Raw genomic sequence first — 22,931 nt, forward strand, 5'->3', positions numbered from 1 at the left:
AAGATCGCAGCCTTTACCTGGCCCCTGTAGGAGCTGGCGAAGCCTGCGATCTTTTGATTTTGGCTTTTTATTTAAAAGATCGCAGCCTTCGGCAGCTCCTACACAGTTATCCTCAAGCCACCGCGATCTCTTTCTGCAGGCGTTATGACTTTAATTCTTGGTATCGACCCCGGTTCGCGTATCACCGGTTATGGCGTGGTACGTGATACCGGGCGTGGCTGCGTGTACGTGGCGTCGGGCTGCATTCGCACGGGCTCCGGCGAGCTGCATGAGCGCCTGCAAATCGTCTATCGGGGCGTGCGTGAAGTGATCCAGACCTACGGCCCGGTGACCATGGGCATCGAAAAAGTCTTCATGGCCCGCAATGCCGACTCCGCCCTCAAACTTGGTCAGGCCCGCGGCGCAGCCATCGTTGCCGGGGCGGAAGAAAGCCTGGAAATCGCCGAATACACCGCAACCCAGGTCAAGCAGGCGGTGACCGGGACCGGCGCGGCGAATAAAGAACAGGTGCAAATGATGGTCATGCACATGCTGAAATTGACCAGCAAGCCGCAAATCGATGCCTCGGACGCCCTCGCCATCGCGATTTGCCACGCTCACACCCGTTCCAGCCTGTTGCCTCATGGTCTGGGCACGGCACGCAGTCGTGGCGGGCGCCTGCGTCTCTGATAGCATCAGCAATCATTTTTTATGGAATGAGGGTTTTGCGCCTGTGTTGTCGGCGCAACACCCTTGTTCTGTCAGTCGCCAGCACTGATCTGGCCAAGGCTCAAGGATCTGAAACGTGATTGGACGCTTGCGCGGCACACTGGCTGAGAAACAGCCGCCGCACCTGATTCTGGATGTAAACGGTCTGGGGTATGAGCTGGAAGTGCCCATGACCACGCTTTATCGCTTGCCGTCGGTCGGTGAACCGCTGACCTTGCACACCCATTTGGTCGTACGCGAAGACGCCCAGTTACTCTATGGCTTCTTCGGCAAGCGTGAGCGAGACTTTTTTCGCGAGCTGATCCGTCTCAATGGGGTAGGGCCGAAACTGGCGCTGGCCTTGATGTCGAGTCTGGAGGTCGACGAGCTGGTTCGTTGCGTGCAGTCTCAGGACACTTCGGCGCTGACCAAGGTGCCGGGCGTGGGCAAGAAGACGGCCGAGCGTTTGCTGGTGGAACTCAAGGATCGCTTCAAGGCCTGGGAAACTGTGCCGGCGATGTTCGCGTTGGTGCCAAACCAGCCGGGTGGGCCAGATGCGCCAGCTCCGGTGGCCACCGCCGAAAATGACGCGGTCAGCGCGCTGATTTCCCTGGGCTACAAGCCGCAGGAAGCCAGCAAGGCGATTTCCGCGATCAAGGAGAAAGGTTTGAGCAGTGAAGACATGATTCGTCGTGCCCTGAAGGGAATGATCTAAGTGATTGAAGCTGATCGTCTGATCGCTGCCACGGGTGGTCCCCGTGATCGCGAGGAAGTCCAGGACCGGGCGATTCGTCCCGTCAGCCTGGCCGAATACATTGGCCAGCCGACCGTTCGCGAGCAAATGGAGTTGTTCATCCAGGCCGCGCGCGGACGCAATGAATCTCTGGATCACACCCTGATTTTCGGCCCGCCGGGCCTGGGTAAAACCACCCTCGCCAACATCATTGCCCAGGAAATGGGCGTGTCGATCAAAAGCACCTCGGGGCCGGTCCTTGAGCGTCCGGGTGATCTGGCCGCGCTGTTGACCAATCTTGAGCCTCACGATGTGCTGTTCATCGACGAAATCCATCGGTTGTCGCCGATCGTCGAAGAAGTGCTGTACCCGGCCATGGAAGATTTCCAGCTCGACATCATGATCGGCGAAGGGCCGGCCGCGCGCTCGATCAAACTCGACCTGCCGCCATTTACCCTGGTCGGCGCAACCACCCGGGCCGGCATGCTGACCAACCCGTTACGCGACCGTTTCGGGATTGTCCAGCGCCTGGAGTTCTACAGCACCGCCGATCTGGCGACGATCGTCAGCCGTTCGGCGAACATTCTCGGTTTGCCGCTGGACCCGGAAGGCGCCTTTGAAATCGCCCGCCGTGCCCGTGGCACGCCGCGAATCGCCAACCGCTTGCTGCGCCGGGTCCGGGATTTTGCCGAGGTTCGTGCCAAGGGCCACATCACCAAACCGATCGCCGACCTGGCCTTGAACCTGCTGGATGTCGACGAGCGTGGTTTCGACCATCAGGACCGACGCTTGCTGTTGACCATGATCGAGAAGTTCGATGGTGGGCCGGTGGGGGTGGACAGTTTGGCGGCCGCCATCAGCGAAGAGCGTCACACCATTGAAGACGTGCTGGAGCCGTACCTGATCCAGCAGGGCTACATCATGCGCACTCCGCGGGGGCGGGTGGTCACTCGGCATGCGTATCTGCATTTCGGTTTAAACATCCCGTCACGATTGGGTGATATGCCCGTGGTAGACGAGTTCCTCGATGCCGTGGACGATTAATCAACTTTTGCGTGCTGATTTATTTGGGGTTTGTGCTGTCCCAGGACCGTACTTTCGCCAGAAAGCCGCGAATCAATGAAAAACAGTTGCCTGGCCGGATTGGCAACCTGAGGAGTAAGCACTAGAGTATGCGCGCGCAAAACGGGCTTGAGCCGTTCGCACATCGTTGTCGCGTTTATTACGAGGACACCGATGCGGGCGGCATCGTGTATTACGTCAATTACCTCAAGTTTATGGAACGGGCTCGAACCGAGCGGCTCCGGGAGCTGGGCTTTGCCCAGTCGGCGCTGGCAGGGGAGGACCTGTTGTTCGTCGTGCATTCCAGCGAAGCGCGTTACCACGCGCCGGCGCGACTGGACGACGAACTGCTGGTAAGCGCTGAAGTAATTGAATTGAACCGGGTCAGCCTGCGCTTCAAACAGCAGGTCAGGCGGGCTACGGATAATGTGCTGCTCTGCGAAGGGCAGTTTCTGGTGGCCTGTGTGCGCACTAACAGTTTGAAACCCCGGGCCATTCCCGAAACTCTACGTGCGGCCTTTGCCGACGTGAGCGGCGCGGGTACACACTCAAAGCAGGAGATAAAGCGTGGAAGCTAACGTCGTCGACCATTCCTCCATGTGGAGCCTGGTCAGCAATGCCAGTATCGTGGTGCAACTGGTAATGCTGATCCTGGTAGCCGCATCGGTGACCTCATGGATCATGATCTTTCAGCGCAGCAACTTGCTGCGCGCCGGTCGACGTGCCCTGGAGAGCTTTGAAGAGCGCTTCTGGTCCGGTATCGACCTGTCCAAACTCTACCGTCAGGCCGGCAGCAACCCTGATCCGGATTCGGGTGTCGAGCAGATCTTCCGTGCCGGTTTCAAGGAATTCTCCCGTCTGCGTCAGCAGCCAGGCGTTGACCCGGAAGCGGTCATGGAAGGCGTGGCCCGTGCCATGCGCGTCGCCATTTCCCGTGAAGAAGAAAAGCTCGAGCAGAGCCTGCCGTTCCTCGCCACCGTCGGTTCCGTCAGCCCGTACATCGGTCTGTTCGGTACGGTCTGGGGCATCATGAACTCCTTCCGTGGTCTGGCAACTGCCCAGCAAGCGACCCTGGCCACTGTGGCTCCCGGCATCGCCGAAGCACTGATTGCTACCGCAATCGGTCTGTTCGCCGCCATCCCGGCCGTTATCGCTTACAACCGTTTTGCTGCTCGCAGCGAAACCCTGCTGGGCCGTTACTACACCTTCGCCGACGAATTCCAGGCGATCCTGCACCGCAAAGTGCACACCAGCGAAGAATAAGCAGGTAATTTCCAATGGCTTTAATCGCTCGAGCTCGCAAAAAGCGCAAGCCGGTTGCCGAGATGAACGTGGTGCCTTACATCGACGTGATGCTGGTACTGCTGGTCATCTTCATGGTGACCGCGCCAATGCTCAATCAGGGCGTGAAAGTTGATCTGCCCAAGGTTTCCAGCGAAGCCTTGCCGCAGGACAACAACACCCAGGTCCTGACCATTTCGATCAAGGCTGACAAGACCTATTACTGGAACCTTGGCAGCGAAGTCGACACCGAAAAGCAGCAGGACAAGGCCATGACCTTGCCGCAGATGACTGACGCGGTGACCAAGATCATTCGCGCCGGTACTGAAGGCGGCAAGCGTACCCAGGTGTTCATCCGTGGCGACAAGACTGTCGATTACGGCTCCGTCATGGGCGCCATGGGCGGGTTGCAGAAAGCCGGGGTCGGTAATGTTGGCTTGATTACCGAGGCACCCTGATGCAGCCAATGCGAGAGCCGTCCGCCTCGGAAAGCTACTTCTGGCCTAGTGTCTGGGCGATTGTCTTGCACGTGCTGGTGTTCGGCATGCTGTTTGTCAGTTTCGCCTTCACACCGGAACTGCCGCCGGCCAAGCCGATCGTCCAGGCGACCCTGTACCAGTTGAAATCGAAAAGTCGGGCGACCACCCAGACCAATCAGAAGATTGCGGGTGAGGCGCAGAAATCCGCTGCGCGCCAGACCGAAGTCGAACAGATGGAACAGAAAAAGATCGAGCAGGAAGCGATCAAGGCCGCGGAACAAAAGAAGGAAGATGCGGCTCAAAAAGCCGAAGAATCCAAGAAGGCCGACGAGACGAAGAAAGCGGAAGAGGCAAAAAAGGCTGATGAAGCCAAGAAAGCCGATGAAGCCAAGAAGACCGCCGAAGCCAAAAAGGCCGAAGAGAAACAATTGGCTGATATAGCCAAGAAGAAAGCTGAAGAAGAAGCCAAAAAAGCTGCTGAAGAAGAGGCCAAGAAAGCGGCCGCTGAAGAAGCGAAGAAAAAAATCGTCGAAGACGCGAAGAAGAAAGCCGCGGAAGACGCCAAGAAGAAATCTGAAGCTGAAGAGGCGAAGAAGAAAGTCGCCGAAGATGCGAAGAAGAAAGCTGCTGCCGATGCCGCGAAGAAAAAATCGCAGGAAGCGGCACGTAAATCCGTCGAAGACAAAAAGGCCCAGGCCTTGGCAGATTTGCTTTCCGACAAGCCGCAGCGTCAGCAGGCCTTGGCCGATGAGCAGGGTGACGAAGTCGCCGGCAACTTCGATGATCTGATTCGCTCGCGTGCTTCTGAAGGTTGGGCGCAGCCACCGTCGGCCCGCAAGGGCATGAAAGTGATCCTGCAAATCAACATGCTGCCTGACGGAACGATCTCCGGCGTATCGGTTGCCCGTTCCAGTGGTGATGTGCCGTTCGACAGTTCAGCGGTAGCAGCGGTAAAAAATATTGGTCGTTTGACCGAAATGCAGGGTTTGAAGCCAGCTGATTTCGCACCCTATCGTTCATTCAAGATGACATTCACACCTGAGGATCTAGCCTTGTGAGAAACCTTCTTCGAGGACTGCTTGTAGTCATGTTCTGCTTTGCAGGACTGGCCACGGCAGATGAAAAAAATATCCTGGTCAGCAGTGGTAGCTCCCAGGCAACTCCTATTGCCGTAGTGCCATTCGGTTTCCAGGGTGGCACCGTGCTGCCGGATGACATGGCCGAAATCATCGGTAACGACCTGCGTAACTCGGGTTACTACGCCCCGATTCCAAAGCAGAACATGATCAGCCAGCCAAGCCAGGCGAGCGAAATCATTTTCCGTGACTGGAAGGCTGTTGGCGCCCAGTACATTATGGTCGGCAGTATCGTTCCAGCGGGCGGTCGCCTGCAGGTGCAATACGCACTGTTCAACGTTGCGACCGAGCAGCAAGTGCTGACCGGCAGCGTGTCGGGCAGCGTCGATCAACTGCGCGACATGGCGCACTACATCTCGGACCAGTCGTTCGAAAAACTTACCGGTATCAAAGGTGCGTTCTCGACTCGCCTGCTGTACGTAACGGCTGAGCGTTTCTCCGAGAACAACACTCGCTATACGCTGCAACGTTCGGACTATGACGGTGCCCGCGCCGTGACTCTGCTGCAATCGCGCGAGCCAATCCTGTCGCCGCGTTTTGCACCCGATGGCAAGCGCATTGCCTATGTGTCGTTCGAGCAGAAGCGTCCGCGTATTTTCATGCAGAACATCGACACCGGTCGCCGTGAGCAGATCACCAACTTCGAAGGCCTGAACGGCGCGCCAGCATGGTCGCCGGATGGCAGTCGTCTGGCGTTCGTGCTGTCCAAGGACGGTAACCCGGATATCTACGTGATGAATCTGGGGTCGCGTCAGATCACCCGTGTCACCAACGGCCCAGGCATCAACACCGAACCGTTCTGGGGTAAGGATGGTTCGACCATCTACTTCACCTCCGACCGTGGCGGCAAGCCTCAGATCTACAAAACCAGCGTAGGCGGTGGTGGTGCGGAGCGTGTGACCTTCATCGGTAACTACAACGCCAACCCTAAACTGTCGGCCGATGAAAAGACCCTGGTGATGATTCACCGCCAGGATGGCTTCACTAATTTCAAGGTGGCGGCCCAGGATTTGCAGCGAGGTAGTGTAAAGATCCTCACTGATAGCACTCTGGACGAGTCACCTACTGTTGCGCCCAACGGCACCATGGTAATCTACGCCACCCGCCAGCAGGGCCGGGGAGTCTTGATGCTCGTGTCCATTAATGGACGCGTAAGGCTCCCGCTTCCTACCGCACAAGGCGAAGTCAGAGAACCTTCCTGGTCCCCTTACCTGAACTGACGCGGCGCTACACGTTTTACTTAACACACTGGGGTTCATTAGGAGTTTCACGATGGAAATGCTGAAGTTTGGTAAATTTGCTGCGCTGGCTCTGGCCATGGCTGTAGCTGTAGGTTGCTCGTCCAAAGGCGGCGACAATGCCGGTGAAGGCGCTGTCGATCCAAACGCTGGTTACGGCGCTAACACTGGTGCTGTTGACGGTTCCCTGAGCGAAGAAGCTGCTCTGCGCGCAATCACCACCTTCTACTTCGAATACGACAGCTCGGACCTGAAGCCAGAAGCCATGCGCGCTCTGGACGTTCACGCCAAAGACCTGAAATCGAACGGCGCTCGCGTTGTTCTGGAAGGCAACACCGACGAACGTGGTACTCGTGAGTACAACATGGCACTGGGCGAGCGTCGTGCGAAAGCCGTTCAGCGCTACCTGGTACTGCAAGGTGTTTCCCCAGCTCAGCTGGAACTGGTTTCCTACGGCGAAGAGCGTCCAGTTGCTACCGGCAACGACGAGCAGTCCTGGGCTCAAAACCGTCGCGTCGAACTGCGTAAGTAATTCGTCATGCGAACGTGCCGTCGTGCTGTAACTGTTTTGGCTCTCAGCCTCGCACCGCTTGCGGTGTGGGCTGCGGTTCCTGTGGTCGAGGACAACTCCGGCTATAACAATAGCGGGAGTAGTTATCCGCCTGCGGGTTACGGTACGAACGGCGCCTATGCCGGGGGAGGGGTTTCGGCCCCTGTCTCGGCACAGGGCGAGCTGTTCAACCAACTGCAATCCATGCAGGAGCAGATCTCACGCCAACAAGGTGTGATCGAAGTTCTGCAAAATGATGTAGCGCGCATGAAGCAAGAGAACCTGGAGCGATATCAGGATCTTGATCGGCGTATAGGAACCGGCGTTGCACCAGCCGCGACTCCTGATAATTCTTCCACCGGTGGCAATTTGAATGCCCCCGGTGCAGCAGCCGGCGCAGGTGCGGGAGCCGCAGCCGCAGCCGCAGCCGCAGCCGCTCAAGCCCCTGCCGCGGGGAGCGAACCGGCTGATCCGGCGAAGGAAAAACTGTATTACGATGCAGCCTTCGACCTGATCAAGGCCAAGGATTTCGACAAGGCCAGCCAGGCTTTTGCCGCATTCCTGCGCAAATACCCGAACAGTCAATACGCGGGCAACGCCCAGTATTGGTTGGGTGAAGTGAACCTGGCCAAAGGCGATCTGCAAGGTGCGGGTCAGGCATTCGCCAAGGTTTCGCAGCTGTACCCCAAGCACCCGAAAGTGCCTGATTCGCTGTACAAGCTCGCTGACGTAGAACGCCGCCTCGGTCATACCGACAGGGTCAAAGGTATTCTGCAGCAGGTTGTGTCCCAATATCCGGGCACTTCCGCCGCTCAGCTGGCGCAACGTGACCTGCAGCGCATGTAAGCCTGTAGAAATAGCTCCGTTTTGAAGAAACCCGCGCCTATCGCGGGTTTTTTCGTTAGAATTCACGCCCTTTTTATGAAACACGCTTTTTGGGATCTGCGCGTTGGCGGGGTTCCTTGAAGTGCCTGACGGAGGCGGACAGCCTGTTTAGCTGTTATGCCCGTGGCGACTATGCAAGACACATTGAGAATCACCGAAGTTTTCTACTCGTTGCAGGGTGAAACGCGGACTGCCGGGCTGCCCACTGTTTTTGTGCGCCTGACCGGTTGCCCATTGCGTTGCCAATACTGCGACAGCGCCTACGCGTTCACTGGCGGCACCCTTCGCACGCTCGACGACATCCTCGAGCAAGTGGCCGGTTTTCGCCCGCGTTATGTTTGTGTCACGGGCGGCGAGCCCCTGGCGCAACCGAATGCCATTCCCTTGCTCAAGCAGTTATGTGACGCCGGCTACGAAGTGTCGCTGGAAACCAGTGGCGCGCTGGATATCTCGGCGGTCGATCCACGGGTCAGTCGCGTCGTCGATCTGAAAACCCCGGGTTCGAAAGAAGCACATCGCAACCGCTACGAGAACATCGAACTGCTCACGCCTAACGATCAGGTGAAGTTTGTCATCTGCTCGCGGGAAGACTACGACTGGGCCGTGTCCAAGCTGATTCAGTACGGTCTGGATCAGCGTGCCGGCGAAGTCCTGTTCTCGCCGAGTCACCATGACCTGAATGCGCGTGATCTGGCGGACTGGGTGGTGGCGGACAATCTGCCTGTGCGCCTGCAATTGCAGCTGCATAAATATCTTTGGAATGACGAGCCGGGGCGCTGAAATGACTGAACAACTGAACACAGCTGAAAAACGTGCGGTGATCCTGCTGTCCGGCGGCCTCGACTCGGCGACGGTCGTGGCCATGGCTCGGGCCGAAGGCTACAGCTGCTACACCATGAGCTTCGATTACGGTCAGCGCCACCGTGCCGAACTGCATGCCGCCGAGCGTGTTGCCCGTGACCTGGGCGTGATCGAGCACAAAGTGATCGGCCTGAACCTGAATGGCATCGGCGGCTCGGCCCTGACCGACAGTTCCATCGACGTGCCGGAAACACCGAGTGAAGGCATCCCGGTGACTTACGTACCGGCGCGCAACACCGTGTTTCTGTCCCTGGCACTGGGGTGGGCCGAAGTGCTGGGCGCGCGTGACATCTTTATCGGTGTCAACGCGGTGGATTATTCCGGTTACCCGGATTGCCGTCCCGAGTTCATCGAAGCCTTCGAACGCATGGCCAATCTGGCGACCAAGGCCGGAGTAGAAGGGCAGGGCTTTCGTATTCAGGCGCCACTGCAGAACCTGAGCAAGGCGCAGATCGTTCAGGCTGGCGTGAAGCTTGGCGTCGATTACGGGCTGACCGTTTCCTGCTATCAAGCGGACGATAACGGCCGTGCCTGCGGTAAATGCGACAGCTGCCGTCTGCGTGCAGAAGGCTTCGCGGCGGCCGGCGTGACCGACCCAACACCTTATTTTTGATTTATTTCAAATTAGGTGTTGAATAACCGTTAAAAATCAGTATTATACGCGCCACCACACAGCGGGTCGTTAGCTCAGTTGGTAGAGCAGTTGGCTTTTAACCAATTGGTCGTAGGTTCGAATCCCACACGACCCACCATTTTTGTAGCAGTTTTAAAAGTCTGGAAGGCCCACGCAAGTGAGGATTTCCGGATTTTTTTTTGCCCGCGATTTGACGTTGTCTCCGTCCGGGATCGCACTGCGTGACGCAGGTCAGAATCATCTTTTGCATCCACGGGATATTCTGTAGCCTTGCGCAGCTTCAACGCTGTCCATGCCTGATGAATACTCACTCTCCCGGCGGTACCCTGAAGGGTCCGGAGCCGGGTGTATACTCGACTTTCGCGCGAAAGCGCCTGCAGGTCTTGCGAACATGACGCAGATTTCCGAACGCCTTCTGGTTCAAGCTCACCTCGACGCCAAGCAGCCCAAGCCGCTGACCGCCGATGAAGAGGCTTATTACCGCGCTGCCATCGCTGCCGAGCTCAAGGCTCAGGACGCGGTGCTGGTTGCCCACTTCTATTGCGATCCCGTCATTCAGGCTCTGGCCGAAGAAACGGGCGGCTGCGTCTCCGACTCTCTGGAGATGGCCCGCTTCGGCAATGCTCACCCGGCCAAGACCGTGGTGGTCGCCGGTGTGAAGTTCATGGGTGAAACCGCGAAAATCCTCAACCCTGAAAAACGTGTGCTGATGCCAACCCTGGAAGCGACTTGCTCGCTGGACCTGGGTTGCCCGGTGGACGAGTTCTCGGCGTTCTGCGATCAGCACCCGGAACGCACGGTGGTGGTGTATGCCAATACTTCGGCGGCGGTCAAAGCCCGGGCGGATTGGGTGGTGACTTCCAGTTGTGCGCTGGAAATCGTCGAAAGCCTGATGGATAACGGCGAAACCATTATCTGGGGCCCGGACAAGCACCTGGGCACTTACATCCAGCGCCAGACCGGCGCCGACATGCTGCTATGGGACGGTGCCTGCATCGTTCACGAAGAGTTCAAGGCCAAGCAGCTCGAAGACATGAAAGCGCTGTACCCGGATGCGGCCATTCTGGTGCACCCGGAGTCGCCGACCGCAGTGATCGAATTGGCCGATGCGGTGGGTTCCACCAGTCAGCTGATCGCGGCGGCGCAAAGTCTGCCGAACAAGACCCTGATCGTCGCGACCGACCGCGGCATCTTCTACAAGATGCAGCAGCTGTGCCCGGACAAGGTCTTCATTGAGGCGCCAACGGCCGGTAACGGCGCAGCGTGCCGCAGTTGCGCACATTGCCCATGGATGGCGATGAATACCCTTGAGCGCACGCTGAAGAGCTTGCGTGAAGGCACCAACGAGATCTTCGTCGACCCGGCGTTGATTCCGCAGGCGATTCGGCCGTTGAAGCGGATGCTTGATTTCACTCAGGCGGCGCGGATGAAGTTGGCGGGGAACGCTTAAGGGAAGAATCGAAGGGCAAGATCAAAAGATCGCAGCCTTCGGCAGCTCCTACGCGCCTGTGGGCGCTGCCGAAGGCTGCGATCTTTTTTATGGGCGCTACTTTTGTTTCTTTGGAATGCGTACGAGCTGGGTGTTGGAATACATGTCATGCCAGCTGCGCTTCTGCTTGTCGAACAGCGACCAGAAGAACCCCAGCCCGATACATAGCCAAGACGCGATCGACACCACAAAGCGCAGCAGCGCCTGCCACAGGCTGATGGATGATCCGTCGGCGTTTTGCACGCGGATGCCCCAGACCTGCATCCCCAGAGTCTGCCCCGACCAGGTCCAGAACTTGGCGAAGAAGCCGAACAGCACAAACAGCAGCACCGTCGACAGCAATGGATCACCATCCAGCGCGCCGGCTTCGGTCAGGGTGCGCATTTTTTCTTCGCCGATGATCGCCATCTGGATCATCTTGTAAATGCCGCTGGTGACGATCAGCAGAGCGGTGCACAGCAGAAAGTCATAGAACATCGCTGCCATGCGACGCCCCAGGCCGACGGCGGGAAAGTCGCCCTGTGGGTTGAGCAGGTGTTTCGACATGGCAGCCTCTGAACGGAAAAAGAAGCCATTTTACGGATTTACGCGCACAAAAAAGCCCCTGATATCAGTATCAGGGGCTTTTTCGTTACAGAAGATCAGGCTTCTGCTTGTACTTCGTCAGCCTGCATGCCTTTCTGGCCTTGCACAGCAACGAAAGTCACTTTCTGGCCTTCTTTCAGGCTCTTGAAGCCGTTGCCCTGAATAGCGCGGAAATGTACGAACAGATCCGGACCGCTTTCTGGAGTGATAAAACCAAAACCTTTCTCGTCGTTAAACCACTTGACGGTACCGCTCTGACGTTGGGACATTTCTTATTTCCTTTGACGCAAAAATGAATGACAGTCTCCTTCTCGTGAAAGAGTACTGGGGCTGGTTGCAGGAGAGTAAGAAGACGTCGAACGGGATGTAGCTAACTTGTAGGCTACTGCCCAGGTCACGATTCCAAGCGACCCATGCAAACACAGTGAACAAACTCTACGCCAACTACGTGAGAAAAAACAAGCCCTGCGAAGGCCCGGATTTCCTCAGGTTGGTGGCAGTCTGGGGGCCACTAGTGCAGGCTTATTCGATAACATGGTTCAATTGTTTTCGATCGTTATAAGTAACGTTCATAAACGAAACGTACGCACTGTTTTATGGCGGCTGCGTTACAGATTAGTGCACTGTTAACGCAGCCGCGTTACTTATAGAAACAGTCAATCAACCGCGATAGTAGCGTTGTGCAACAAATGGCATTTTGCTTACAAGCAAAGGCACCTTTTTCCCACGAACAATTGCCCAAACCGGCGTATCCAGTCCGATGTAAGCGCTGTCGAGGTAACCCATGGCCAAAGGACCGCCAAGGGTCGGACCGAAGCCGCCGCTGCACACGCTGCCGATGATTTCGCCGGCTTCGTTGACGATTTCCGCACCTTCACGCACTGGCGTACGTTCCTGCGGCAGCAGCCCAACGCGCTTGCGGCTGACACCCGCTTGCTGCTGGGCGAACACGGTTTCCGCGCCTGGGAAGCCGCCGGCTCGCGCGCCATCGGCACGACGAGGCTTGGAGATGGCCCACAACAGGCTCGCTTCGATCGGCGTGGTGTCGGTGTTCATGTCGTGGCCATAGAGGCACAGGCCGGCTTCCAGGCGCAGGGAGTCGCGAGCGCCGAGGCCGATAGCCTCAACTTCCGGTTCGGCCAGCAGGGCGCGAGCCAGGGTTTCGGCATTGGCGGCCGGTACGGAGATTTCGAAACCGTCTTCACCGGTGTAGCCCGAACGGCTGACAAAGCAGTCCACACCCAACAGCTTCACGCGGGTGAATTGCATGAAGGTCATCTTCGCAACTTCAGGCGCCAGGCGTGCGAGCACGGTGACGGCGGCCGGACCTTGCAACGCCAGCAGCGCGCGTTCTTCGAACAGCGGCTCGATGGTGCACTGGTCGCCGATGTGCTTGCGCAAGTGCGCCAGGTCCTGATCCTTGCAGGCGGCGTTGACCACCAGGAACAGCTCATCATTACCCAGATTGGCGACCATCAGGTCGTCGAGGATGCCGCCAGTCTCGTTGGTGAACATCGCGTAGCGCTGCATACCCACTGGCAGGTCGATGATGTCCACCGGCACCAGGGTTTCCAGGGCTTTGGCCGCGTTGGCACCGGTCAGGCGGATCTGGCCCATGTGCGAGACATCGAACAGCCCGGCCTGATCACGGGTGTGCTGGTGTTCTTTCATTACGCCCAGCGGGTATTGCACCGGCATGTCGTAGCCGGCAAAGGGCACCATGCGGGCGCCGAGTTCCAGGTGCAGTGCGTGCAACGGGGTTTTCAACAGTTGTTCGGTGGACATATCCAGCTCCTGAAAATGGTGCAGATGCGCGCATCAGCACTCGATAATGTTGACCGCCAAACCGCCACGGGCGGTTTCCTTGTATTTGCTTTTCATGTCGGCGCCGGTCTGGCGCATGGTGCGGATGACCTTGTCGAGGGAGACGAAGTGTTGACCGTCGCCGCGCAGGGCCATGCGCACCGCATTGATGGCCTTGACCGAACCCATGGCATTGCGCTCAATGCAAGGCACTTGCACCAGCCCGCCAATCGGGTCGCAGGTCAGGCCGAGGTTGTGTTCCATGCCGATTTCGGCTGCGTTTTCCACCTGTTGCACCGTGCCGCCCAGCACTTCGCACAAGGCGCCGGCCGCCATGGAACAAGCGACGCCGACCTCGCCCTGACAGCCGACTTCGGCGCCGGAGATCGAGGCGTTTTCCTTGTACAGAATGCCGATTGCAGCGGCCGTCAGTAGAAACCGTACGACGCCGTCTTCGTTGGCGCCGGGAATGAAGCGCATGTAGTAATGCAGCACCGCCGGGATGATTCCGGCTGCACCATTGGTGGGCGCCGTGACCACGCGTCCGCCGTTTGCGTTTTCTTCGTTGACCGCCAAGGCGTACAGGTTGACCCAGTCCAGCACCGACAGCGGATCGCGTAGCGACGATTCCGGGTTGTTGCACAGTTGTCGATGCAGCGCCGCAGCCCGACGTTTGACCTTCAGCCCACCGGGCAGGATGCCTTCGTTGCGGCAACCGGCGGCGACGCAGTCTTGCATCACTTGCCAGATCTTCAACAAACCGGCACGAGTCTCCGCTTCCGCACGCCAGGCACTTTCATTGGTCAGCATCACTTGGCTGATGGACAAGCCATAGGTGGTGCAATGACCGAGCAGGTCCTTGGCGCTTTTGAACGGGAAGGTCAGCGGCGTGGCGTCTTCTACGATGCGGTCGGCGCCGGCAGCATCTTCATCGACCACGAACCCGCCACCGACCGAGTAATACTCGCGGCTGCGCACTTGCAGGCCCGCCGCGTCGAACGCGCGAAAGATCATGCCATTGGGGTGATAGGCCAATGGTTTGCGGATCATCGCCAGGTGTTCTTTCTCGTTGAACGCAATGCTGTGTTCGCCGAGCAGGTTCAGGCGACCATTGCCGCGAATCTCTTGCAGGCGAGCGGCGATGGTTTCGGTGTCCACGGTGTCCGGGTGTTCGCCTTCCAGGCCCAGCAACACAGCCTTGTCGCTGCCGTGGCCTTTGCCGGTGGCGCCGAGTGAGCCGTAGAGCTCGACTTTGACGCAGGTGGTTGCTGCCAGCAGCCCTTCACGGCGCAGACCTTCGGCGAAACGCGCAGCAGCACGCATCGGGCCGACGGTGTGGGAACTGGAGGGGCCGATGCCAATCTTGAACAGGTCGAACACGCTTAACGACATGGTTGTTCTCCGGTTTCTTGTTATAGGCGTAAATATCACGAGGCATGCACCCTGTAGGAGCTGCCGCAGGCTGCGATCTTTTGATCTTGCTCTTGATACTCAAGCGCACTCGAGAAAGATCAAAAGATCGCAGCCTGCGGCAGCTCCTACAGGGGAATGTGGTGTTCTTGAAAATGGGGCGAGCGAACTCGCCCCTATAGATCAAGCGTAGCTTTCGATCGACGGGCAGGCGCAGACCAGGTTGCGATCGCCGAAGACGTTGTCGACGCGACCGACCGGTGGCCAGTACTTGCCTTCGATCAGCGACGCTACCGGGTAAACCGCTTGCTCACGGCTATACGGATGCGTCCACTCGCCAACGATTTCCGCGGCGGTGTGCGGCGCGTTTTTCAGCGGGTTGTCGTCCTTGTCCAGCGTGCCGTTTTCCACCGCGCGGATTTCTTCGCGGATGCGGATCATGGCGTCGCAGAAGCGGTCCAGTTCTTCCTTGGATTCGCTTTCGGTCGGTTCGATCATCAACGTGCCGGCCACCGGGAACGACATGGTCGGGGCGTGGAAGCCGAAGTCGATCAGGCGCTTGGCGACGTCATCGACGCTGATGCCGCTGCTGTCTTTCAACGGACGCAGGTCGAGGATGCATTCGTGCGCCACCAGGCCGTTGCTGCCGGTGTACAGCACGGGGTAGTGCTCTTCGAGGCGACGGGAAATGTAGTTGGCATTGAGGATCGCCAGTTGCGAAGCACGCTTGAGGCCCGCGCCACCCATCATCCGAATGTACATCCAGGTGATCGGCAGAATGCTCGCGCTGCCGAACGGTGCGGCACAGACCGCGCCTTGCTTGCGTTCCATCTGGGCGTGGCCCGGCAGGAACGGCGTCAGGTGCGACTTGACGCCAATCGGGCCGACGCCCGGGCCGCCACCGCCGTGGGGAATGCAGAAGGTTTTGTGCAGGTTCAGGTGCGAAACGTCGCCGCCGAACTTGCCCGGCGCGCAGAGGCCGACCATCGCGTTCATGTTGGCGCCGTCGATGTACACCTGGCCGCCGTTGTCGTGAATGATGCCGCAGATTTCGCGGATGCCTTCTTCGAACACGCCGTGGGTCGACGGGTAGGTGATCATCAGCGCGGCGAGGTGTTCGCGGTGCTCGATGGCCTTGGCGCGCAGGTCTTCGATGTCGACGTTGCCGCGGGCATCGCACGCGGTCACGACCACACGCATGCCGGCCATGTTGGCGGTGGCCGGGTTGGTGCCGTGGGCGGACGAGGGGATCAGGCAGATGTCGCGACGGTCTTCGCCACGGCTCTGGTGGTACGCGCGAATCGCCAGCAGGCCAGCGTATTCACCCTGGGAACCGGCGTTCGGTTGCAGGGAGATCGCGTCGTAACCGGTGGCGGCGCAGAGCATCGCTTCCAGTTCATCGGTCAGCTGCTGATAGCCGGCGCTTTGCTCGGCCGGGGCGAACGGGTGCAGGGCACCGAATTCAGCCCAGGTCACCGGGATCATTTCGCTGGCGGCGTTGAGTTTCATGGTGCACGAACCCAGCGGGATCATGGTGCGATCCAGGGCCAGGTCCTTGTCGGCGAGCTTGCGCAGGTAGCGCATCAGCTCGGTTTCCGAATGATAACGGTTGAACACCGGGTGGCTGAGGATCGGCGATTGACGCACCAGCGCGGCCGGGAGAGTGCTGTCGACCGAGGCGGCGAGGGCGGCGAAGTCCGGCAGTGCCTTGCCTTCAGCCAGCACGCGCCACAGGGTTTCAACGTCGGCCTGGCTGGTGGTTTCGTCGAGGGACAGGCCCAGACGCTCGCCATCGACGACACGCAGGTTGATGCGCTGGGCGCGCGCCTGATCGTGCAGCTTAGCGGTGTTGCCGCCGGTTTTAATTGTCAGCGTATCGAAGAAGCTGGCTTGCTCGACAGTCAGACCGAGTGCGCTCAAGCCTTGGGCCAGGATCGCGGTCAGGTGATGAATGCGCTGGGCGATCTGCCTCAGGCCTTTCGGGCCGTGGTACACGGCGTACATGCTGGCGATGTTGGCCAGCAGCACCTGGGCGGTGCAGATGTTGCTGGTGGCTTTCTCGCGACGGATATGTTGCTCGCGGGTCTGCATGGCCAGGCGCAAGGCCGGCTTGCCGAAACGGTCCACGGACACGCCGACCAGACGGCCCGGCATGTCGCGCTTGAACGCATCCTTGGTGGAGAAGTAGGCCGCGTGTGGGCCACCGAAGCCCAGCGGCACGCCGAAGCGTTGCGCGCTGCCGATGGCCACGTCGGCACCGAATTCGCCCGGTGGCGTCAGGATGGTCAGGGCCAGCAGGTCCGCGGCCACCGCGACCAGCGCGTTGGCGGCGTGGAACCGTTCGGTCAGTTCACGGTAGTCGAACACGTCACCGTTGCTGGCCGGGTATTGCAGCAGGGCGCCGAAGAATGGCGTCACGTCGCTCAGTTCGCGCTCGTCGCCGACCACCACGTCGATGCCCAACGGCTCGGCACGGGTGCGCAGCACGTCAAGGGTTTGCGGGTGGCAATGAACCGAGGCGAAAAAGGCGTGGCTGCCTTTGTTCTTGCTCAGGCGTTTGCAGAAGGTCATGGCTTCGGCGGCGGCGGTGGCTTCGTCGAGCAGCGAGGCGTTGGCGATCGGCAGGCCGGTCAGGTCGCTGATCAGGGTCTGGAAGTTCAGCAGCGCTTCGAGACGGCCCTGGGAAATTTCTGGCTGGTACGGGGTGTAAGCGGTGTACCAGGCCGGGTTTTCCAGCAGGTTTCGCAGGATCGGCGACGGGGTATGGCAGTTGTAGTAGCCCTGGCCGATGTAGGTCTTGAACAGTTGGTTCTTGCCGGCAATGGCCTTGATCGACGCCAGGGCGTCGGCTTCGCTCAGGCCGTCTTCCAGGCCGAGGACGCTGGTGCCCTTGATGCTGTCGGGGATGACGCTGGCGCTCAGGGCTTCCAGGGAGTCAAAGCCCAGGCTGTTGAGCATGGCTTGCTCATCGCCGGTACGCGGGCCGATGTGGCGTGCGATGAATTCGTTGGCGGTCGTCAAATTGACTTGAGTCATGTCGGCGCTCCTCAGGCTTGGGCTTTGAGCAGACGGTCGTAAGCGTCTTGATCCAGCAGTTGGTCGACAGCCGAGGCGTCGGTTGGTTGGAAGCGGAAGAACCAGCCTTCGCCCAGCGGATCTTCGTTGACCAGTTCAGGGCTGCTATCGAGGGCCGGGTTGGTCTCGACCACTTCACCGTCCAAAGGCATGTAAACGCCGCTGGCAGCTTTTACCGATTCCACGGTGGCGGCTTCTGCGCCTTTGTCGTAGGACTGCAGCTCAGGCAGTTGTACGAAAACCACGTCGCCCAATGCATTCTGCGCGAAAGCGGTGATGCCGACTGTGACGGTACCGTCAGCTTCGGTGCGCAGCCATTCGTGATCTTCAGTAAAACGCAACTCGCTCATGGAAACTCCTAAGGGGGCCAGACTCGTCTGGTGGACGCATTGAATGCTCGGGCAAAAGCCCTGCTTTATGGGTGGTTACTAAGCAAAAACGCGGCCAATGTTGTTTATCCCTTATAAATCAACTAGTTACTGGTTTATGTGGATAACTGGAATGGATTGGCTGTAGCGAAATCGCTACAGCAGGGACTGAAGAAAAAAGCTGAGGTGGATCAAAGCCTTGCACAGAGGCGATCAGAAGAGGGTGTAGCGATATCGTTCCACTGTAGCGCTTTCAGTACAGATGGAGGTCGTTTTTGAGGAGATTTTCAGGCCGCGCACAAACCTGTGGGAGCGAGCCTGCTCGCGAAGAGGGTATGTCAGTCGACATCCATAGTGAATGTCAGTCCCCCTTCGCGAGCAGGCTCGCTCCCACAGTGGTTTTGTGTCGGTAACGAGATCGTATTCTCAGCCTTACGGCTTGTTGGGAATCCCGTACTTACGCAATCGATGGGCGATCGCGGTGTGGGAGGTTTGCAGGCGGCTGGCCAGTTGGCGGGTCGAGGGGTAGCTGACGTAGAGCTTTTCCAGCAGGGTTTTCTCGAACTCTTCCATGGCCTGCTCGAGGCTGTCGACCTCGCTGTCGCTTTGGCGTGCTACCGATGTGCCCGCAATATCGAGGTCGCCGATGTCCACCAGGCTGCTTTCGCAAATCGCCGCGGCGCGGAAGATCACGTTTTGCAATTGCCGCACGTTGCCCGGCCAGCGGTTGCCCAGCAGCGCCGGGTAAGTGCCCGGCGCCAGGCGACAGACCGGGCGCTGGATCTGCGCGCAGGCCTGCTGCATGAAATAACGGGCCAGCAGCAGAATGTCCTGGCCGCGCTCGCGCAACGGCGGGACTTCGACATTCAGCACGTTGAGGCGATAGAACAGGTCTTCGCGGAAGGTGCCTTCGCTGACCATTTTTTCCAGATCGCGGTGGGTCGCGCTGAGGATCCGCACGTTGACCTTCACTTCGCGATCGCCACCGACCCGACGAAAGCTGCCGTCGTTGAGAAAACGCAGCAATTTCGCCTGCAAGTACGGCGACATTTCACCGATCTCGTCGAGAAATACCGTGCCCTGGTTGGCCAGTTCCATCAGCCCCGGTTTACCGCCCCGTTGTGCGCCGGTGAAGGCGCCGGGGGCGTAGCCGAACAGTTCGCTCTCAGCGAGGTTTTCCGGCAGTGCCGCGCAGTTCAAGGCCAGGAACGGCGAACTGTGACGGGCGCTGATCGCGTGGCAGGCGCGAGCCACCAGTTCTTTGCCAGTGCCGGTTTCACCCTGGATCAGCAACGGTGCATCGAGGGCCGCGACTCGCTGGGCGCGTGCCTTGAGCGTACGAATGGCCGGGGATTCGCCGAGCAAGGCATCGAAACCTTCAGCGTGGTCGTGGTGCAGCGCCGAGAGACGTTCACCGATGCGGTTCGGTTGATACAGGGTCAGCAGGGCGCCGGCATCGGTGATCGGCGTGGCGTCCAGCAGCAAAGTCTGACCGTTGACGGTGATTTCGCGCAGCGGCAGGCGGAAGCCGTTTTCCAGCAAGGCATCGAGCAGCGCCGGGTCGGCAAACAGCTCGCTGATGCTTTCACCCGCCGGTTCGCGACCGTACAGGGCTATCAGTGCCGGGTTGGCCAGCAGTACTTTGCCGGCACTGTCCAGAGCCAGCACCGGGTCGGTCATGGCGGCGAGTAATGCATCGAGCTGCAAGTGACGGCGCTGGCCGGGAAGAATGTCGACCACCGTCACCGCTTGCACTCCGTGTACGCTGAACAGCGCGTCACGCAGCTCTTCAAGCACTTGCGGGCTCAAGGTCGGGGCGTCGATGTAGACGTTCGGCGGCACCATTTCCACCGCATCCAGATTGAGATTGCGCCCACCGAGCAGGGCCAGGACTTCCTGGGTAATACCGACGCGGTCGATGAAACTGACGTGGATGCGCATGGGGCAGCTTGGTTCTGGAGTGCGGAGGGTGGCAAGTATGCCTTGGGGCGGGGTAATGGTGAAATCCTGCGCAGGACTTCACGTCACCACGGAACCAAAAGTGGGAGCGGGCTTGCCCGCGATAGCGGTGTGTCAGACAACATAGACGTTGAATGTTAAACCGCAATCGCGGGCAAGCCCGCTCCCACAGGTTCAGCGTTTACCAAGGGAACGGGTTATGCCAGGTGTTCGGGTTTGACCGGGTCGCCAGACTTCATGTCCAGTTGCACCCGCACATCTTCGAACATCAAATCGTAGTCCTTGTGGATCGAGCCGATGCTGCTGTACGCCTTGGGAATCCCGTACTTCTCGGCAATTTTCGTCACGTTGCTGGCGAAGTTGTAGGCCTGATCCTTGGGCAGGAAGAATGTTTCTTTCAGCTCCTTGCCCTGAATGCTGCCATGCATCGTGAACTGCATCCCTTTTTCCCCTTTGGGATCCTTGCTGACTTCATAGTCGATGCACACGTTATAGCTGACATCGTCCTTGTTCAGCGCGTGGCGCTCGATATGCAGGTGACCGGGTTCGAACGTGGCCATTGACGTCTCTCCTTATAAATAAGTAATACCAGGCGTCGCCGTACTGATGCGGGTGCCGGCCTTGCCCTGGACGATCGCTTCGATGTCCGAGAGTGAACCGATCACCGCGGTTTTTCCAGTATGGCGGGCGAACTCGCAGGCCGCCTGGACCTTGGGTCCCATGGAGCCAGCGGCGAAGCCGAGTTTTTCCATTTCATCCGGGTGCGCCTGGGCGATGGCTTTCTGGGTGGGTTTGCCGAAATCGATGAACGCCGCGCTGACGTCGGTGGCGATCACTAATAAATCGCTTTCAAGCTGTTCGGCCAGCAGCGCCGAGCACAGGTCTTTGTCGATCACGGCTTCCACGCCTTGCAATTTGCCGCTGGCGTCGTACATCGTCGGGATGCCGCCACCGCCGGCGCAAATCACGATGCTGCCTTTTTCCAGCAACCACTTGATCGGGCGGATTTCGAAGATGCGTTTGGGTTTCGGGCTGGCGACCACACGACGAAACTTGTCGCCGTCCGGGGCGATGGCCCAGCCTTTTTCGGCGGCGAGTTTCTCCGCTTCAGCCTTGGTATAGACCGGGCCGATGGGTTTGCTGGGCTTCTGGAACGCCGGGTCGTTGGGGTCGACTTCGACTTGGGTCAGCAGGGTGGCGAACGGGACTTCGAAGTCCAGCAGGTTGCCCAGTTCCTGTTCAATGATGTAGCCGATCATGCCTTCGGTTTCAGCGCCCAGCACGTCCAGCGGATAAGGGCTGACTGAGGTGTAGGCCGCCGCTTGCAGCGACAGCAGGCCGACCTGCGGACCATTGCCGTGAGCGATCACCAGTTGGTTGCCGGGATGGACCTTGGCGATCTGTTCGGTGGCGGTCCGGATGTTGGTGCGCTGGTTGTCCGCGGTCATGGGTTCACCCCGGCGGAGCAGGGCGTTACCGCCCAAAGCGACGACGATACGCATAATGCAGTCCTTTCAAAGTTCGTTGATCCCCGTAGGAGCTGCCGAAGGCTGCGATCTTTTGATCTTGGTCCTTTGATCTTGATCTTGCCTGATCATTGAAGATCAACATCAAGATCAAAAGATCGCAGCCTTCGGCAGCTCCTATGGGGTCAGGTCATGAACAAATGTTCAGCCTCAGAGATCCGCCAGCGCCGACACCAGAATCGCCTTGATGGTGTGCATGCGGTTTTCCGCTTGCTCGAAGGCGATGTTGGCCGGCGATTCGAAGACTTCTTCAGTCACTTCAACCCCGTTGGCCAGATGCGGATACCGCGCGGCGATGTCCTTTCCGACCTTGGTTTCACTGTTATGGAACGCCGGCAAACAGTGCATGAATTTCACGCGCGGGTTGCCCGAGGCCTTCATCATGTCGGCGTTGACCTGGTACGGCAGCAGTTGCTCGATGCGCTCGTCCCACGCTTCCACCGGCTCGCCCATCGACACCCAGATGTCGGTATGGATGAAGTCCACGCCCTTGACCGCCTCGACAGGGTCTTCGGTGATGGTGATGCGTGCGCCACTCTCTTCGGCGAAGGCTTTGCACTGGGCAATGAAGTCGGCATGTGGCCACAGCGCTTTCGGTGCGCCAATGCGCACGTCCATGCCGAGTTTGGCGCCAATCATCAGCAGCGAATTGCCCATGTTGTAGCGGGCATCGCCGAGGTAGGCGTAGCTGATTTCATGGATCGGTTTGTCGCTGTGTTCACGCATGGTCAGCACGTCGGCGATCATTTGCGTCGGGTGGAATTCGGCGGTCAGACCGTTGAACACCGGCACGCCGGCGAACTTGGCCAGCTCTTCGACGATTTCCTGTTCGAAGCCGCGGTACTCGATGGCGTCGAACATCCGCCCCAGCACGCGAGCGGTGTCTTTCATGCTTTCCTTGTGGCCGATCTGCGATGACACCGGGTCGATGTAGGTAACGTGGGCACCCTGGTCATGGGCCGCGACTTCGAAGGCGCAACGGGTGCGGGTCGAGGTTTTTTCGAAGATCAGCGCGATGTTGTTGCCTTTGAGGTGCTGTTGCTCGGTGCCGGTGTATTTGGCGCGCTTGAGGTCGCGGGACAGGTCCAGCAGGTAGTGCAGCTCGCGAGTGGTGTGGTGCATCAAGCTCAGCAGGCTGCGGTTACGCATATTAAAAGCCATGGTTGGATC

The 22,931-nt window shown here is 59.0% G+C and carries 23 protein-coding genes and 1 tRNA gene; 14 read left to right on the plus strand and 10 right to left on the minus strand.

Annotation, left to right across the window (positions count from 1 at the left end; all coding sequences use genetic code 11):
- Positions 1 to 144: 144 nt before the first annotated feature.
- The 14 genes from ruvC (at position 145) to nadA (ending at position 10,996) form a co-directional block, all read left to right on the plus strand.
- Positions 145 to 669 carry a crossover junction endodeoxyribonuclease RuvC gene (gene ruvC, locus KGB14_RS27840; protein WP_008147379.1) on the plus strand — a complete coding sequence of 175 codons (525 nt, stop codon included), beginning with the start codon at positions 145 to 147 and terminating at the stop codon, positions 667 to 669.
- A gap of 115 nt (positions 670 to 784) precedes the next feature.
- A complete protein-coding gene (gene ruvA / locus KGB14_RS27845; protein WP_007897033.1) occupies positions 785 to 1,402 on the plus strand; it encodes a Holliday junction branch migration protein RuvA in 618 nt (205 codons plus the stop codon).
- Positions 1,403 to 2,464, plus strand: coding sequence for a Holliday junction branch migration DNA helicase RuvB (ruvB, locus tag KGB14_RS27850; protein WP_223490785.1), 1,062 nt, complete (start codon positions 1,403 to 1,405; stop codon positions 2,462 to 2,464).
- 128 nt (positions 2,465 to 2,592) lie between these two features.
- Positions 2,593 to 3,060: a tol-pal system-associated acyl-CoA thioesterase gene (gene ybgC, locus KGB14_RS27855; protein WP_063341317.1), complete on the plus strand. Its 468-nt coding sequence runs from the start codon at positions 2,593 to 2,595 to the stop codon at positions 3,058 to 3,060.
- On the plus strand, positions 3,050 to 3,745 hold the full coding sequence (tolQ, locus tag KGB14_RS27860; protein WP_008147369.1) for a protein TolQ: 696 nt from the start codon (positions 3,050 to 3,052) through the stop codon (positions 3,743 to 3,745). Before ybgC ends, tolQ begins: the two co-directional genes overlap by 11 nt.
- 23 nt (positions 3,746 to 3,768) lie before the next feature.
- On the plus strand, positions 3,769 to 4,221 hold the full coding sequence (gene tolR, locus KGB14_RS27865; RefSeq protein ID WP_161807482.1) for a protein TolR: 453 nt from the start codon (positions 3,769 to 3,771) through the stop codon (positions 4,219 to 4,221).
- A complete protein-coding gene (tolA, locus tag KGB14_RS27870) occupies positions 4,221 to 5,300 on the plus strand; it encodes a cell envelope integrity protein TolA (protein WP_223490786.1) in 1,080 nt (359 codons plus the stop codon). The genes tolR and tolA overlap by 1 nt, the downstream gene beginning before the upstream one ends.
- A 29-nt stretch (positions 5,301 to 5,329) precedes the next feature.
- Entirely contained in the window at positions 5,330 to 6,598 is a 1,269-nt protein-coding gene (tolB, locus tag KGB14_RS27875; protein WP_223490787.1) for a Tol-Pal system beta propeller repeat protein TolB, read from the plus strand.
- Between the two features lie 52 nt (positions 6,599 to 6,650).
- Complete coding sequence (pal, locus tag KGB14_RS27880) at positions 6,651 to 7,148, plus strand: peptidoglycan-associated lipoprotein Pal (protein WP_003205029.1); 498 nt, start codon at positions 6,651 to 6,653, stop codon at positions 7,146 to 7,148.
- Positions 7,149 to 7,154: 6 nt separating this feature from the next.
- Positions 7,155 to 8,012, plus strand: a complete 858-nt coding sequence (gene ybgF / locus KGB14_RS27885) for a tol-pal system protein YbgF (protein ID WP_223490788.1) — start codon at positions 7,155 to 7,157, stop codon at positions 8,010 to 8,012.
- A gap of 171 nt (positions 8,013 to 8,183) precedes the next feature.
- Positions 8,184 to 8,831: a 7-carboxy-7-deazaguanine synthase QueE gene (gene queE, locus KGB14_RS27890; RefSeq protein ID WP_095632171.1), complete on the plus strand. Its 648-nt coding sequence runs from the start codon at positions 8,184 to 8,186 to the stop codon at positions 8,829 to 8,831.
- Between the two features lies 1 nt (position 8,832).
- Positions 8,833 to 9,525: a 7-cyano-7-deazaguanine synthase QueC gene (gene queC, locus KGB14_RS27895; protein ID WP_223490791.1), complete on the plus strand. Its 693-nt coding sequence runs from the start codon at positions 8,833 to 8,835 to the stop codon at positions 9,523 to 9,525.
- Positions 9,526 to 9,588: 63 nt separating this feature from the next.
- Positions 9,589 to 9,664, plus strand: a tRNA-Lys gene (locus tag KGB14_RS27900).
- A 273-nt stretch (positions 9,665 to 9,937) separates the two neighbouring features.
- Positions 9,938 to 10,996, plus strand: coding sequence for a quinolinate synthase NadA (gene nadA / locus KGB14_RS27905; RefSeq protein ID WP_223490793.1), 1,059 nt, complete (start codon positions 9,938 to 9,940; stop codon positions 10,994 to 10,996).
- Between the two features lie 96 nt (positions 10,997 to 11,092).
- Here nadA and KGB14_RS27910 read toward each other — a convergent pair whose 3' ends face one another.
- From KGB14_RS27910 to KGB14_RS27955, 10 genes are all read right to left on the minus strand, one after another.
- Positions 11,093 to 11,581: an RDD family protein gene (locus tag KGB14_RS27910; protein WP_223490795.1), complete on the minus strand. Its 489-nt coding sequence runs from the start codon at positions 11,579 to 11,581 to the stop codon at positions 11,093 to 11,095.
- A 95-nt stretch (positions 11,582 to 11,676) separates the two neighbouring features.
- The gene (locus KGB14_RS27915; protein WP_003175786.1) at positions 11,677 to 11,889 is read right to left on the minus strand and encodes a cold-shock protein; all 213 of its coding nucleotides are present in this window, start codon (positions 11,887 to 11,889) and stop codon (positions 11,677 to 11,679) included.
- 391 nt (positions 11,890 to 12,280) lie between these two features.
- On the minus strand, positions 12,281 to 13,405 hold the full coding sequence (gcvT, locus tag KGB14_RS27920) for a glycine cleavage system aminomethyltransferase GcvT (protein WP_223490797.1): 1,125 nt from the start codon (positions 13,403 to 13,405) through the stop codon (positions 12,281 to 12,283).
- Positions 13,406 to 13,438: 33 nt separating this feature from the next.
- Entirely contained in the window at positions 13,439 to 14,815 is a 1,377-nt protein-coding gene (locus KGB14_RS27925; RefSeq protein ID WP_223490799.1) for an L-serine ammonia-lyase, read from the minus strand.
- A gap of 201 nt (positions 14,816 to 15,016) precedes the next feature.
- A complete protein-coding gene (gene gcvP / locus KGB14_RS27930; protein ID WP_223490801.1) occupies positions 15,017 to 17,869 on the minus strand; it encodes an aminomethyl-transferring glycine dehydrogenase in 2,853 nt (950 codons plus the stop codon).
- An 11-nt stretch (positions 17,870 to 17,880) separates the two neighbouring features.
- Complete coding sequence (gene gcvH, locus KGB14_RS27935; protein WP_223490803.1) at positions 17,881 to 18,258, minus strand: glycine cleavage system protein GcvH; 378 nt, start codon at positions 18,256 to 18,258, stop codon at positions 17,881 to 17,883.
- Positions 18,259 to 18,708: 450 nt separating this feature from the next.
- On the minus strand, positions 18,709 to 20,217 hold the full coding sequence (locus KGB14_RS27940; RefSeq protein WP_223490805.1) for a sigma-54-dependent transcriptional regulator: 1,509 nt from the start codon (positions 20,215 to 20,217) through the stop codon (positions 18,709 to 18,711).
- A 215-nt stretch (positions 20,218 to 20,432) separates the two neighbouring features.
- Entirely contained in the window at positions 20,433 to 20,795 is a 363-nt protein-coding gene (locus tag KGB14_RS27945) for a DUF5064 family protein (protein WP_223490807.1), read from the minus strand.
- A 12-nt stretch (positions 20,796 to 20,807) separates the two neighbouring features.
- Entirely contained in the window at positions 20,808 to 21,737 is a 930-nt protein-coding gene (gene arcC / locus KGB14_RS27950; protein WP_223490816.1) for a carbamate kinase, read from the minus strand.
- A gap of 174 nt (positions 21,738 to 21,911) precedes the next feature.
- Complete coding sequence (locus KGB14_RS27955) at positions 21,912 to 22,922, minus strand: ornithine carbamoyltransferase (protein ID WP_223490818.1); 1,011 nt, start codon at positions 22,920 to 22,922, stop codon at positions 21,912 to 21,914.
- Positions 22,923 to 22,931 lie beyond the last annotated feature (9 nt).

It is taken from the genome of Pseudomonas sp. A-RE-19, assembly GCF_019956555.1.
In the GTDB taxonomy this organism is placed as follows: domain Bacteria; phylum Pseudomonadota; class Gammaproteobacteria; order Pseudomonadales; family Pseudomonadaceae; genus Aquipseudomonas.

Bases quoted from the DNA above. Each gene is read 5' to 3' on its own strand.
- ruvC (WP_008147379.1), top strand. From the start codon at position 145: ATGACTTTAATTCTTGGTATCGACCCCGGTTCGCGTATCACCGGTTAT.
- ybgC (WP_063341317.1), top strand. From the start codon at position 2,593: ATGCGCGCGCAAAACGGGCTTGAGCCGTTCGCACATCGTTGTCGCGTT.
- tolA (WP_223490786.1), top strand. From the start codon at position 4,221: ATGCAGCCAATGCGAGAGCCGTCCGCCTCGGAAAGCTACTTCTGGCCT.
- tolB (WP_223490787.1), top strand. From the start codon at position 5,330: ATGTTCTGCTTTGCAGGACTGGCCACGGCAGATGAAAAAAATATCCTG.
- pal (WP_003205029.1), top strand. From the start codon at position 6,651: ATGGAAATGCTGAAGTTTGGTAAATTTGCTGCGCTGGCTCTGGCCATG.
- ybgF (WP_223490788.1), top strand. From the start codon at position 7,155: ATGCGAACGTGCCGTCGTGCTGTAACTGTTTTGGCTCTCAGCCTCGCA.
- queE (WP_095632171.1), top strand. From the start codon at position 8,184: ATGCAAGACACATTGAGAATCACCGAAGTTTTCTACTCGTTGCAGGGT.
- queC (WP_223490791.1), top strand. From the start codon at position 8,833: ATGACTGAACAACTGAACACAGCTGAAAAACGTGCGGTGATCCTGCTG.
- nadA (WP_223490793.1), top strand. From the start codon at position 9,938: ATGACGCAGATTTCCGAACGCCTTCTGGTTCAAGCTCACCTCGACGCC.
- KGB14_RS27910 (WP_223490795.1), bottom strand. From the start codon at position 11,581: ATGTCGAAACACCTGCTCAACCCACAGGGCGACTTTCCCGCCGTCGGC.
- KGB14_RS27915 (WP_003175786.1), bottom strand. From the start codon at position 11,889: ATGTCCCAACGTCAGAGCGGTACCGTCAAGTGGTTTAACGACGAGAAA.
- gcvT (WP_223490797.1), bottom strand. From the start codon at position 13,405: ATGTCCACCGAACAACTGTTGAAAACCCCGTTGCACGCACTGCACCTG.
- KGB14_RS27925 (WP_223490799.1), bottom strand. From the start codon at position 14,815: ATGTCGTTAAGCGTGTTCGACCTGTTCAAGATTGGCATCGGCCCCTCC.
- gcvP (WP_223490801.1), bottom strand. From the start codon at position 17,869: ATGACTCAAGTCAATTTGACGACCGCCAACGAATTCATCGCACGCCAC.
- gcvH (WP_223490803.1), bottom strand. From the start codon at position 18,258: ATGAGCGAGTTGCGTTTTACTGAAGATCACGAATGGCTGCGCACCGAA.
- KGB14_RS27940 (WP_223490805.1), bottom strand. From the start codon at position 20,217: ATGCGCATCCACGTCAGTTTCATCGACCGCGTCGGTATTACCCAGGAA.
- KGB14_RS27945 (WP_223490807.1), bottom strand. From the start codon at position 20,795: ATGGCCACGTTCGAACCCGGTCACCTGCATATCGAGCGCCACGCGCTG.
- arcC (WP_223490816.1), bottom strand. From the start codon at position 21,737: ATGCGTATCGTCGTCGCTTTGGGCGGTAACGCCCTGCTCCGCCGGGGT.
- KGB14_RS27955 (WP_223490818.1), bottom strand. From the start codon at position 22,922: ATGGCTTTTAATATGCGTAACCGCAGCCTGCTGAGCTTGATGCACCAC.